The sequence below is a fragment of the Buttiauxella ferragutiae genome (genome assembly GCF_022637515.1).
Taxonomy (GTDB): Bacteria; Pseudomonadota; Gammaproteobacteria; order Enterobacterales; family Enterobacteriaceae; genus Buttiauxella; species Buttiauxella ferragutiae.
The window spans coordinates 2,675,192-2,687,605 of record NZ_CP093332.1; the positions used below are offsets into that span (position 1 = coordinate 2,675,192).

13 protein-coding genes are annotated in these 12,414 nt (G+C 54.5%); 10 read left to right on the plus strand and 3 right to left on the minus strand.

Features of this window, described 5'->3' with window-relative positions:
* Nucleotides 1–5 precede the first annotated feature (5 nt).
* Genes paaE through paaK form a run of 7 tightly spaced genes read left to right on the plus strand, consistent with a single transcriptional unit; the run spans nucleotide 6 to nucleotide 7,071 of the window.
* Nucleotides 6–1,073 carry a 1,2-phenylacetyl-CoA epoxidase subunit PaaE gene (gene paaE / locus MNO13_RS12385; RefSeq protein ID WP_241938794.1) on the plus strand — a complete coding sequence of 356 codons (1,068 nt, stop codon included), beginning with the start codon at nucleotides 6–8 and terminating at the stop codon, nucleotides 1,071–1,073.
* Nucleotides 1,073–1,840 (plus strand): 2,3-dehydroadipyl-CoA hydratase PaaF, encoded by a 768-nt coding sequence (paaF, locus tag MNO13_RS12390; RefSeq protein WP_064546649.1) that lies wholly within the window; start codon nucleotides 1,073–1,075, stop codon nucleotides 1,838–1,840. Before paaE ends, paaF begins: the two co-directional genes overlap by 1 nt.
* A gap of 2 nt (nucleotides 1,841–1,842) precedes the next feature.
* Nucleotides 1,843–2,628: a 2-(1,2-epoxy-1,2-dihydrophenyl)acetyl-CoA isomerase PaaG gene (gene paaG, locus MNO13_RS12395; RefSeq protein WP_064546651.1), complete on the plus strand. Its 786-nt coding sequence runs from the start codon at nucleotides 1,843–1,845 to the stop codon at nucleotides 2,626–2,628.
* Nucleotides 2,629–2,630: 2 nt separating this feature from the next.
* Entirely contained in the window at nucleotides 2,631–4,112 is a 1,482-nt protein-coding gene (gene paaH / locus MNO13_RS12400; protein ID WP_157092954.1) for a 3-hydroxyacyl-CoA dehydrogenase PaaH, read from the plus strand.
* The gene (gene paaI, locus MNO13_RS12405) at nucleotides 4,102–4,527 is read left to right on the plus strand and encodes a hydroxyphenylacetyl-CoA thioesterase PaaI (RefSeq protein ID WP_064546655.1); all 426 of its coding nucleotides are present in this window, start codon (nucleotides 4,102–4,104) and stop codon (nucleotides 4,525–4,527) included. The genes paaH and paaI overlap by 11 nt, the downstream gene beginning before the upstream one ends.
* Entirely contained in the window at nucleotides 4,524–5,732 is a 1,209-nt protein-coding gene (gene pcaF, locus MNO13_RS12410) for a 3-oxoadipyl-CoA thiolase (protein WP_241938795.1), read from the plus strand. Before paaI ends, pcaF begins: the two co-directional genes overlap by 4 nt.
* 22 nt (nucleotides 5,733–5,754) lie before the next feature.
* Complete coding sequence (gene paaK, locus MNO13_RS12415) at nucleotides 5,755–7,071, plus strand: phenylacetate--CoA ligase PaaK (protein WP_121813504.1); 1,317 nt, start codon at nucleotides 5,755–5,757, stop codon at nucleotides 7,069–7,071.
* A 24-nt stretch (nucleotides 7,072–7,095) separates the two neighbouring features.
* Here paaK and MNO13_RS12420 read toward each other — a convergent pair whose 3' ends face one another.
* Nucleotides 7,096–7,473, minus strand: a complete 378-nt coding sequence (locus MNO13_RS12420) for an HVO_A0114 family putative DNA-binding protein (RefSeq protein ID WP_064546659.1) — start codon at nucleotides 7,471–7,473, stop codon at nucleotides 7,096–7,098.
* On the minus strand, nucleotides 7,470–7,835 hold the full coding sequence (locus MNO13_RS12425) for a toxin-antitoxin system TumE family protein (protein WP_064546661.1): 366 nt from the start codon (nucleotides 7,833–7,835) through the stop codon (nucleotides 7,470–7,472). Before MNO13_RS12425 ends, MNO13_RS12420 begins: the two co-directional genes overlap by 4 nt.
* A 286-nt stretch (nucleotides 7,836–8,121) precedes the next feature.
* Between MNO13_RS12425 and paaX the strand changes: the two genes are divergently transcribed.
* Entirely contained in the window at nucleotides 8,122–9,054 is a 933-nt protein-coding gene (paaX, locus tag MNO13_RS12430; RefSeq protein WP_121813502.1) for a phenylacetic acid degradation operon negative regulatory protein PaaX, read from the plus strand.
* A gap of 9 nt (nucleotides 9,055–9,063) precedes the next feature.
* Entirely contained in the window at nucleotides 9,064–9,654 is a 591-nt protein-coding gene (gene paaY, locus MNO13_RS12435; RefSeq protein WP_237932392.1) for a phenylacetic acid degradation protein PaaY, read from the plus strand.
* Between the two features lie 46 nt (nucleotides 9,655–9,700).
* On the opposite strand, the gene feaR is transcribed toward paaY, so the two are convergent.
* Nucleotides 9,701–10,609, minus strand: a complete 909-nt coding sequence (gene feaR / locus MNO13_RS12440) for a transcriptional regulator FeaR (RefSeq protein ID WP_064546668.1) — start codon at nucleotides 10,607–10,609, stop codon at nucleotides 9,701–9,703.
* 258 nt (nucleotides 10,610–10,867) lie between these two features.
* Between feaR and MNO13_RS12445 the strand changes: the two genes are divergently transcribed.
* Nucleotides 10,868–12,367 carry an aldehyde dehydrogenase family protein gene (locus MNO13_RS12445; RefSeq protein ID WP_121813500.1) on the plus strand — a complete coding sequence of 500 codons (1,500 nt, stop codon included), beginning with the start codon at nucleotides 10,868–10,870 and terminating at the stop codon, nucleotides 12,365–12,367.
* Nucleotides 12,368–12,414 lie beyond the last annotated feature (47 nt).

Consider the following 12,414-nt stretch of genomic DNA (forward strand, 5'->3'; position numbering starts at 1 on the left):
TTGCCATGACAACGTTTCATTCGCTAACGGTGGCGCGCATTGAGCAGGAAACTCCTGAAGCGGTTGCCATCACTTTTGCCGTGCCTGCCGAATTGCAGACACATTACGCCTTTAAACCTGGCCAGCATTTGACGCTGAAAACACGTCTCGGTGGCGAAGAGTTACGCCGCTGCTACTCCATTTGCCGCGCCGAACAGCCCGGTGAAATTTGTGTGGCGGTGAAAGCCATCGAAGGCGGGCGTTTTTCGCAGTACGCGGTGAGCGATTTAGCGGCGGGAATGGCGATGGACGTGATGATCCCGCAGGGGACATTTGGTTACCAGCCGCAGCACGACACCGCAGGCAACTATCTGGCGCTGGCGGTCGGTTCCGGCATCACGCCGATGTTAGCGATTGTTAGCGCCACATTAGCGACTGAATCTGACAGCCGCGTCACTCTGGTTTACGGCAATCGCAGCAGCCGCAGCATGATGTTCCGCCAGGCACTGGCCGACTTAAAAGACCGCTATCCGCAACGCCTGCAACTGATTTACCTGTTCAGCCAGGAAGTACAAGAAAGCGAGTTGCTGAGCGGGCGTCTTGATGGCGCGAAACTCAAAGCGCTGGGTGACAATCTGCTCGACTTGAAAGGCTTTGACCGCACCTTTATCTGCGGTCCGCAAAGCATGATGCAGGAATCAGAAGCGGCTTTACTGACGATGGGTGTCGCACAGCAAAACATCTTTATTGAACACTTCAACACGCCTGGCAGCGCGCCAAGCCTGCGCCGACGTGAGCAAGCGGCAGGCAAAGTGGTGACGCTGCGCCAGGACGGACGCGACCGCAAAATCATCCTCGATTCCCATGACGAAAGCATTCTCGATGCGGCCTTGCGCCAGGGTGCGGATTTACCTTACGCCTGCAAAGGCGGGGTGTGTGCCACTTGCCGCTGCAAAGTGGTCAGCGGTGAAGTAGAAATGGGCGTTAACTACAGCCTCGAGCCAGACCAACTGGCGGCGGGCTACATCCTCAGTTGCCAGGCCTTACCGAAAGGCGACAACGTGGTCATCGACTTTGATGCGCAGGGGCTTTAATGAACGAGCTACTGATTAGCCAGAATGACCGCGTGCTAACCCTGACGCTTAACCGCCCGCAAGCGCGTAACGCGTTAAACAACGCGCTGCTCGAAGACATTGCGCAGGCGCTGGAAAGTGCGCAACACGATGAAAACGTTGGTGCTGTGGTGCTTACCGGCAACGAGCGTTTTTTTGCCGCAGGTGCTGATTTAAAAGAGATGGCGAACCGCGATATGCCCGCCACGCTCAACGATCCTCGTCCACAGCTTTGGGCGCGTATCGAACGCTTTAACAAGCCATTGCTGGCGGCGGTAAACGGTTATGCACTGGGCGCAGGCTGCGAGCTGGCGATGCTGTGCGACATCGTGCTGGCGGGTGACAACGCACGCTTTGGCCTGCCGGAAATCACGCTCGGCATTATGCCTGGGGCGGGCGGCACACAACGACTGATTCGCAGTGTTGGCAAAGCGCTGGCCTACAAAATGGTACTCACGGGCGAAGCGATTAGCGCCGAACAGGCACAGCTTGCCGGACTGGTGGCAGAGGTTTGTCCACAAGCCCTGACGCTGGAATACACCAAAAAACTGGCGGCACGCATCGCACAACATGCGCCACTGGCGTTGCAGGCGGCGAAAACAGCACTGCGCCAGGCGCATGAGCTTTCACTCAGCCAGGGATTACAACATGAGCGCCAGCTTTTCACGCTACTGGCCGCCACTGAAGACCGGCAGGAAGGCATTGCCGCATTTCTTGAAAAACGACCCGCTGCGTTTAAAGGACGATAACCATGAATTTCATTCTTAGTGATGTGCAAAACGGCGTGATGACGCTGACTCTCAATCGCCCTGAACGCCTGAACAGCTTTAACGACGAAATGCACCGCCAGTTGGCAGAAGTGCTGACGCAGGCCGAGCGCGACGAGTCCATTCGCTGCCTGCTGATTACCGGTGCCGGGCGCGGGTTTTGTGCCGGGCAGGATCTCAACGACCGCAACGTCGACCCAAGCGGCGACGCACCGGATTTAGGTGCGTCGGTGGAAAACTTCTACAACCCGCTGGTTAAGCGCCTGGCAAAATTACCCAAGCCGGTGATCGCGGCGGTAAATGGTGTTGCCGCCGGTGCCGGAGCCACGCTGGCGCTGGGTTGCGACATCGTGATTGCAGCACGTTCGGTCAATTTTGTGATGTCTTTCAGCAAACTAGGTCTGGTACCGGATTGCGGCGGCACCTGGTATCTGCCACGTCTTGCCGGGCATGCTCGGGCGATGGGGCTGGCATTAATGGGCGACAAACTGAGCGCAGAACAGGCACTACAGTGGGGGATGATCTGGCAAGTGGTTGACGACGAAGCGTTAAACGATACCGCCCGCCAGCTTGCCACGCATTTTGCCAGCCAGCCAACCTTCGGCCTTGGTTTGGTGAAGAAAGCGCTGTATGCCTCAGAAACTAACACGCTGGATGCGCAGCTCGATCTGGAGCGCGATTACCAGCGTATGGCAGGCAGAAGTGAAGATTATCGCGAAGGTGTGTCGGCCTTCCTCGCCAAACGCCCTGCGGTGTTTAAGGGGAAATGATGATGCTGACTCCACAATCGATTATCGCGGTGATTGGCAGCGGCACCATGGGCGCGGGCATTGCCCAGGTTGCCGCGCAAGCCGGGCATCCGGTTAAAATTTATGACATCCAGCCGGATGCCGCCGTTCGTGCTATCGATGGCATCGCCACCGCACTGAGCGCCCGCGTAGCAAAAGGCAAACTCACCGAGTCTGAGAAAAATGCCGTGGTTAACCGCTTAACCGCCGCACAAGAATTGAATGAACTGGCGGATGCTGCATTAGTGATTGAAGCGGCAGCCGAGCAAATCGACATCAAACAGGCGATTTTCCGCGACCTGGCGACCGTCTGTTCAGCAGAAACTATTTTTGCCAGTAACACCTCGTCAATTTCGATTACCGCGATTGCCAGCGGTGTGCCACATCCACAGCGTGTGGCGGGGCTGCATTTCTTTAATCCGGCTCCAGTGATGAAACTAGTGGAGGTGGTGAGCGGGCTGGAAACCGCGCCCGCTGTGCTGGAGAGCCTAACCAGTCTGGCGCTGCGTTGGGGGAAACAACCGGTGCGTTGCCACTCAACGCCTGGCTTTATCGTCAACCGCGTGGCGCGTCCGTTTTATTCGGAAGCCTGGCGCGCACTGGAAGAACAAATTGCCCCTGCGGGCGTGATTGATGCGGCCTTGCGTGATTGCGGCGGTTTCCCGATGGGGCCGCTGGCGCTGACCGATTTAATCGGCCAGGACGTCAATTTTGCGGTGACCTGTTCGGTGTTCAACGGTTTCTGGCAGGAGCGCCGTTTTCTGCCGTCGCTGATTCAGCAAGAACTGGTACTCGGTAAACGTTTGGGTAAGAAAACCGGGCAGGGTGTCTATCGTTGGCCAATCAATGAAGAATTGCCTTATCTGGCCGCGCTGCCTGCCAGCGCGGGTGCACAGCTGATTGAGCGCCACGGGCGTGCGGGCTGGCTAAATAATAGTAATTTCGGTGACAGTGTCACGGATTCATGGTTACAACTGGACGAAGTGCGGGTTGAAGTCACGCAAGGCGAAACAGCAACTCAATTAGCAAAACGGCTGAATTGCCCGGTGGTGCTGATTGATTTGATTAACAACTGGCAGTCATCGCCATTGGTTGTGCTGGCTGCCGCCGCTGGCAATACGCCAGAACAAACCGCCAAAGCGATTCATTTTTTCCAGCAACAAGGCAAACAGGTGCTGGAGATCCGCGATTACCCTGGCCTGTTGGTGTGGCGCACCGTGGCGATGCTGGCCAATGAAGCAGCAGACGCGCTGCAAAAAGGGGTCGCCAGCGAGCAGGACATCGACACCGCGATGCGCCTGGGCGTGAATTACCCGCGTGGCCCGCTGGCGTGGGGCGCGGAGCTGGGCTGGCAAAATGTGCTGCGTCTGCTGGAAAACCTGCAACAACATTATGGTGAGGAGCGTTATCGCCCGACCTCGCTGCTGCGTCAACGCACGCTTCTGGAGACTCAACATGAGCACTAATGCCTGGGCGAATGCCCGCGAAATGTACGCTCGCGACAACTGCGCGCAGCAGATGGGAATTGAAATTCAGGAAATGGGTGAAGGCTTTGCGCGCTTAACCATGACCATTACCACCGCGATGCTCAACGGCCATCAAACCTGCCACGGCGGGCAACTCTTTACCCTCGCGGATACCGCATTTGCTTATGCCTGTAACAGCCAGGGGCTGGCGGCGGTGGCTTCCGGTTGCAGTATCGATTTTGTGCGTCCGGGTAAAGCGGGGGACACGCTGACAGCGATTGCCCAGGTGCGCACTCAGGGGCGGCAGACGGGCGTCTATGACATTGAAATTATCAATCAGGATGAGAAAACCATCGCACTGTTTCGCGGGCGTTCGCACCGTATCGGAACCACTCTCTCTGGAGCCAAACTATGAAAGACGCCTTTATCTGTGATGGTGTCCGCACGCCAATTGGCCGTTACGGCGGCGCACTTTCTTCAGTGCGAGCCGATGACCTGGCCGCAATCCCGCTCAAAGAGCTGATGGCGCGGTACCCGAATCTGGACTGGAACGCGGTGGATGACGTGATCCTCGGTTGTGCCAACCAGGCAGGGGAAGATAACCGTAACGTGGCGCGAATGGCGACACTGCTTGCCGGACTCCCACAGACGCTTTCCGGTACCACCATCAACCGTTTATGCGGCTCCGGTCTGGATGCGTTAGGCATGGCGGCGCGAGCCATCAGAGCCGGTGATGCTGAGCTGATGATTGCCGGTGGCGTGGAGTCGATGTCGCGTGCGCCGTTCGTGATGGGCAAGGCAAATACGCCGTTTCAGCGCCAGGCAGAACTGTTTGATACCACGATCGGCTGGCGTTTTGTGAACCCGCTCATGGCTGAACACTTTGGTACTGACAGCATGCCCGAAACGGCAGAGAATGTAGCGGAGTTGTTAAGCATAAGCCGGGCGGATCAAGATGCGTTTGCCTTGCGTAGCCAGCAACGTGCAGAGCAAGCGCGCATCAATGGCGTACTGGCACAGGAGATCGTGCCGGTGGTGTTGCAAGGGAAAAAAGGAGCGGTGACTGAGGTTCGCGAAGACGAACACCCGCGCCATGAAACAACTTTGCAACAACTCAACGCCTTAAAAGCGCCATTCCGCAAAAACGGGGTGATCACCGCCGGTAACGCTTCCGGTGTCAACGATGGTGCGGCAGCATTGATTATTGCCAGCGCATCTGCGGCACAGCGCCATGGTTTAACGCCAAAAGCCCGTATTGTGGCGATGGCAACCGCTGGCGTTGAACCGCGTCTGATGGGGCTTGGACCAGTACCTGCGACCCGCAAGGCGCTGGAGCTTGCAGGACTCTCCATCAACGATATGGATGTTATCGAACTGAACGAGGCCTTTGCCGCGCAAGCGTTGGGGGTATTACGACAGTTGGGGCTGCCTGACGACGCCCCACATGTTAATCCCAACGGCGGCGCGATTGCGTTAGGCCATCCTTTGGGAATGAGTGGAGCCCGACTGGCGCTAGCCGCCAGCCACGAACTACATCGCCGCAATGGCCGTTATGCCCTGTGTACGATGTGTATCGGTGTTGGCCAGGGCATTGCCCTGATCCTTGAGCGTGTGAGCTAATCAAACCTGCGAGTACCCTATAATGATAACCTCTACTACAAAGCTGGAACCGATTGAAACGGCATCAATTGATGAGCTGCAGGCCTTACAAACGCAGCGTATGAAATGGACGCTCAACCACGCCTATAACAATGTGCCGATGTACAAACGTAAGTTCGATGCAGTCGGCGTACACCCTGACGATTTCAAAGAGCTGAAGGACATTCGCCTCTTTCCCTGCACCACCAAACAGGATTTGCGCGACAACTATCCGTTCGACACTTTTGCGGTGCCAATGGAGCAAGTTGTGCGTATTCACGCGTCATCCGGCACCACCGGTAAGCCAACGGTGGTCGGTTACACGCAAAAAGATATTGATACCTGGGCGGATATTGTCGCTCGTTCGCTGCGTGCCGCAGGCGGTACGCCGAAAGATAAAATTCACGTCGCTTATGGTTACGGGCTGTTTACCGGCGGGCTGGGTGCGCATTATGGCGCTGAACGCCTCGGAGCCACCGTTATCCCGATGTCTGGCGGGCAAACCGAGAAACAGGCACAGCTAATCCGCGATTTCCGCCCGGATATGATTATGGTGACGCCGTCCTGGTGTCTGAACCTGATTGAAGAGCTGGAACGCCAGATGGGTGGCGATGCGCGCGATTGCTCGCTGCGTGTTGGGGTGTTTGGTGCAGAACCGTGGACCCACGCCATGCGCCGTGAAATCGAACGCCGTCTGGGTATTACAGCACTGGATATTTACGGGCTGTCGGAAGTGATGGGCCCAGGTGTGGCGATGGAATGCCTGGAAACCACGGACGGGCCAACGATTTGGGAAGATCATTTCTATCCAGAAATCGTTAACCCAATTAGCGGCGTACCGCTGGAAGATGGTGAGCAGGGCGAACTGCTGTTTACCACGCTGACCAAAGAAGCGTTGCCGGTGATTCGTTACCGTACCCGCGACCTGACGCGTTTACTGCCAGGCACCGCGCGCACCATGCGCCGTATGGACCGCATTACCGGCCGTTCAGACGATATGTTGATCATCCGTGGTGTGAATGTGTTCCCGTCACAACTCGAAGAAGAGATTGTGAAATTTGAGCATCTGGCACCGCATTACCAACTGGAAGTGCACCGCGACGGCCATCTCGACACGCTTTCTGTCAAGGTGGAGCTGAAAGAGAGCAGCTTGTATCTGAGCCATGAACAACGTTGCTCGGTGTGCCACCAGTTACGTCATCGCATTAAGTCGATGGTCGGGATTTCTACCGATATCAGCATTGTGAATTGCGGTAGCCTGCCACGTTCGGAAGGCAAAGCGATTCGCGTGTGTGATTTGCGCACAGCGGCGAATCAGTAACAATATCCCGCATTAACATGCGGTTCAGGCTGCGTTAATGCGGGCTTCAAAAGCGCTGTCGACAATGATTTCAAAGTCGGTATACAGCGCTTTAGGTTTTACTTTGCGACCGGTTTTGATTAGCTCAACGAATCCGTGCCTGTTTAGCGCCTGCAAAGTGACAGACAGGTTACTGAGCTGGCGGTTGGACAGCGCCGCAAGTTCGGAGATAGTTTCCGGTTGATGTTCGACCATGAGTCGCAAGAGTGCGATGTTTTCAGGATTCAATATTTGCCCTAAGGCGTTGATTGAGACGAACCATATTTTAGGTTCATCCTCTGCCCGGAGATACTTACCGGACACAATAGCCAGCATATACTTTTGAACCAGTGCATTCGACATGATGCCGATTCTTGCTTTCATTGTTGCTTCCTTCGGTTGATTAGTTCTTCGCTGTGTTTAAAAAAATCTTCCAGCAGTTGTGCCGCAGAGGAAAATTCATATACATGCCCTTTATCGGACGCCGTAAGGTGAACGTGGTCACGGACGATTCGACTACCAAACTTCCCTTTGCCGGCTGCTCTGATGCCATGTGCATTGTCATAACCAAAAATGCGTGTGTTGTACTTGTTATGCAAAGTTAACGAATAACGAACACCATGTGGGCAAAGGACCGTAGGGGCGACCTGCCAGACTTCCGCTTTCCACCAATAACCGTCGTCCATTTGGACCGAGACCCCGTGAAGTTCGAGTAACCACTGCAAGCCAAAATCTTCTCTTTCCATCGAGTAAAATCCTTACTTATGACCGAATCATAATATTAGTTTGATTTTTATGCAATGGAAGAATGATGGGGAAAAAATGGCAGTACAATACAGAGACTTAATATTGTGGAAACGCCTCGCAAAACTAAAATCAAAACGGTTATGTCGGATGACGCTGCGCTTATCCGACCTACGAAATCTGTATTTTCGAAAAATGTGAATCACATTGTTAATGACATGATTTTTATTATCTTTGTTGTGCTATGTTTTATGTCTTAACGGTTTTAAACGGAATTTTAGTCTGACGATGAGCAACAAACTGGAACAGTTTATTCAGCAGGCGGTCAGCGCCGTTCCCATTAGCGGAACGTCGCTGATTGTCTCTTTGTACGGTGATGCGCTGGCGCATCGTGGCGGAGAAATCTGGCTGGGAAGCCTGGCGACGATGCTTGAATCGTTAGGCTTTGGCGAACGTTTTGTGCGTACCTCGCTATTCCGACTCAACAAAGAAGGCTGGCTTGACGTGGAACGCGTCGGGCGACGCAGTTTCTATCGTCTCACCGAAATGGGGCAGCGTATGACGCGCCGCGCAGAAGCCAAAATCTATCGTGCCGGGCAACCAGAATGGGACGGTAAATGGCTGCTGTTACTCTCGGAAGGGCTTGAGAAAAACACCCTCCTGCAAGTGAAGAAACAACTTATCTGGCAAGGGTTTGGTACGCTGGCACCGAGCCTGATGGCGTCGCCGTCGCAAAATCTGGCGGACGTGCAGAACCTGCTGCATGAAGCCGGAGTTGCCGATAACGTAATCTGTTTTGAAGCCAGTTCGCCGTTGCAGGCATCAAAAACTGCACTTAAAGCGCGCGTCGAAGAATGCTGGTTGTTGACCGATAAAAACGACCGCTACGGTGAATTTATTAACTCGTTTCGCCCGTTGTTGCCGCTATTACGTGAGGCCGATGAAAGTGAACTGACGCCGCTGCGCTGTTTCCAGATCCAACTTCTGCTTATCCACTTTTATCGTCGCGTGGTGCTTAAAGACCCACTGCTTCCTGATGAGTTACTGCCGCCACACTGGCAGGGGCAAAGCGCTCGCCAGTTGTGCATCAACATTTACCAACGCGTTGCGCCCGGTGCGCTGCTGTTTGTCAGCGAGCATGGGGAAACCTCGGTGGGTGATTTGCCACAACCGGGAAGCGGCTATTTTCAGCGTTTTGGTGGAATCAATCTGAACCCGTAAGGAGAAACTATGCCCGTGTATCAAATTGATGGACTCACCCCCGTGGTGCCGGAAGACAGCTACGTGCACCCGACAGCGGTACTGATTGGCGATGTGATTATCGGCCATCGAGTTTATATCGGGCCGAATGCCAGCTTACGTGGCGACTTTGGGCGCATTATCGTCAAAGATGGGGCGAACGTGCAGGATAATTGCGTGATGCACGGTTTCCCGGAACAGGATACCGTAGTCGAAGAGGACGGTCATATTGGTCACGGCGCTATTTTGCACGGCTGCTTAATTGGCAAAAATGTGCTGGTTGGTATGAATGCGGTGATTCTGGATGGCGCACAAATTGGCGAAAACAGTATTGTCGGTGCCACGGCGTTTGTGAAAGCGCGCGCCGAGTTTGGCGCGAATCAAATGATCCTCGGCAGCCCGGCGAAGTTGGTGCGTGAATTGCGCCCCGAGGAGATTGAGTGGAAAAAGCAGGGCACGCGTGAATATCAGGAACTGGTGATCCGTTGCCAGCAAACTATGCACCAGGTGGAACCGTTGCGCGAAGTGGAAGCGAATCGCGATGAAAAAACCATAATTAGTGCGCACCAGCCAAAAGCGTAAAAGTCGCGCCAGTGGGGGAATCGCGGCTGCGTTATCCCTCGCTAGTTTACTGCCAGCGTTTGCGATATTCCCCAGGCGAAACACCGAAGCGCAACTTAAATGCCGTCGAAAAGTGGCTATGGTCGGTGAATCCCCAGTTATAACCAATTCCGGCTAATTTCTCGGTCGTGCTGACGGTGCGCAGCGCCTGGGCGCACAAATCCAGTCGACGGTTTTTGATGTATTGCGCCACCACCAGACCTTTATCGGCAAACATGCGGTACAGACTGCGCACTGACATTCCCGCTTCACTGGCAATCCATTCAGGGCGTAAATCTTCCGACTGAATATTGTTATCAATCAGCCCCATTACCCGCTCAAGTTGCTTGTCACGTTTGGACGGCAGGGCATCGCGCACCTGCAATACCGGGCGCAGCAGGCAAATAAGTGCTTCCAGCGCGGCTTCACTTTCGCAGGCGTTAAGCGTCGGGTTTTTCATGCTTTCATGCAGCAGACGCTGGCTCATTTTCACCACTGGCATTTCGGCGTTGAGGCGATAGGCACAAGGGAGTTCACCTGAACGACGGTTTTGCTCCAGCATATGGCGCGGAACCAGCAATGAAATTTGTTTGGTTTGTTGGGTGTAATTGATGCTGCACGGGCGTGAAGCATCAATCAGCGTGATATCACCGCTGTGCATCACCGCCTGGTTGTTGCCTTGCTCCAGAACGGTTTCACCATCGAGTTGAAACACCGCGTAATACCAGGCGTCGTTGCTGCGAGCGACTTCATATTGGGTACGGAACAGACGTGAATGAGCGGCATCGACGATGCTCAGCTTCATGGCATTGGCGTGATATTCCTGCAAACTGCCGTGGAATCCACCATCCGTGACTTGCCCGGCGAAAGGCCCGCAGGCACGGTTGATATGATCCAACCAACTATCGAAACGCTCGTGATTTGCCGAATCTGCCATTGTTCACCTCACCAATTGCACCAGGGGTGCCACGTGTTAATTCATTGTTACAGCTTGCGCGATACGGGAGAAGCCCTTCGCGTCTGGTATAGGAATTCACTATAGATAAATTGGCCAATAAAACGGCGAGCTTTGTCGCCAAATGCGTGTGCTGTCACAGGGAACAAAGTAATTGTCAGGCACAGGCAAACCTTTTACGCAGCCAGCCCCTAGACTGCTTACCAGGGCTTGTTGCCAATACGATGATAAGGAGAAACTATGTCTGCTAACGCTGTTGCTGTTCTCGAGTCGGTTCAACGTTTTCTGGCGCGCCAGCATGGGCTGTATATCGACGGAAGCTGGCATGCGTCGGCTTCCTCATCACGCCTGAGTGTTTTTAACCCGGCAGATGGCCAACAAATTGCCACCAGTGCCGATGCCAGTGAAACCGATGTCGACAAAGCTGTCACTTCGGCCTGGCGTGCGTTTACCAGCGGCGTGTGGGCGAATATGTTGCCTGCCGCACGCGAAAGAATTCTGCTGAAATTTGCTGACCTGGTTGAACAAAATACCGAAGAACTGGCGCAACTTGAAACGCTGGAACAAGGTAAATCCATTAACATTTCCCGTGCTTTTGAAGTGGGCTGCGCGCTGAACTGGATGCGTTATACCGCCGGGCTGACCACCAAAATCAGCGGACGCACGCTGGATGTATCGATTCCAATGCCGGAAGGGGCGCGTTACCAGGCCTGGACCCGCAAAGAGCCGGTCGGTGTGGTCGCAGGCATTGTGCCGTGGAACTTCCCGCTGCTGATTGGCATGTGGAAAGTGATGCCCGCACTGGCGGCAGGTTGCTCGATTGTGGTGAAACCATCGGAAACCACGCCGCTAACGTTGCTACGTGTGGCGGAATTAGCCAGCGAAGCCGGTATTCCTGATGGCGTATTTAACGTTGTCACCGGCAGCGGCGCGGTTTGTGGGCGTGCGCTGTCACAACATCCATTGGTTGCGAAAGTCAGCTTTACCGGTTCGACCGCCACCGGCAAAGGCATTGCGCGCGCGGCTGCGGATCGTCTGACTCGCGTCACGCTAGAACTGGGCGGCAAAAACCCGGCGATCGTACTGAAAGATGCCGACCCTGAGATGGTGATTGGCGGGTTGATGGCGGGTAGTTTCCTGAACCAGGGGCAGGTTTGCGCCGCCAGCTCACGCATTTACATTGAATCGCCACTGTTTGACACATTAGTCAGCGGCTTTGAGCAGGCGGTGAAATCACTCTCTGTAGGCGCAGGTATGGATACCGGTACGCACATCAACCCACTGGTTTCAAAAGCGCATCAGCAAAAAGTCGCCAGTTATCTGGATGATGCGCAGCGCAAACATGCGGAGTTGATCACCGGGAACACCGCGCCAAAAGGCGAGGGTTATTACATCACGCCAACGCTGGTTGTGAATCCGTCAGCGGATTTGCGCCTGAATCATGAAGAGGTGTTTGGGCCGGTAGTAAACCTGGTGTGCGTCAAAGATGCCGAAGAAGCGTTGCGCCTGGCAAACGACACAGAGTATGGCTTAACGGCGAGTCTGTGGACCAACAACATGCAGGCGGCGATGAGTTATACCTCACGCATTCAGGCGGGAACCGTTTGGGTAAACAGCCATACGCTTATTGATGCCAATTTGCCGTTTGGCGGCATGAAACAATCCGGTTCAGGCAGAGATTTTGGCCCGGACTGGCTGGATGCTTATACGGAAACAAAATCGATTTGTGTGCGTTATTAGAATAAATAACCCCGAAATCTTTCGGGGTTCACTTCAAAATGGTGGAT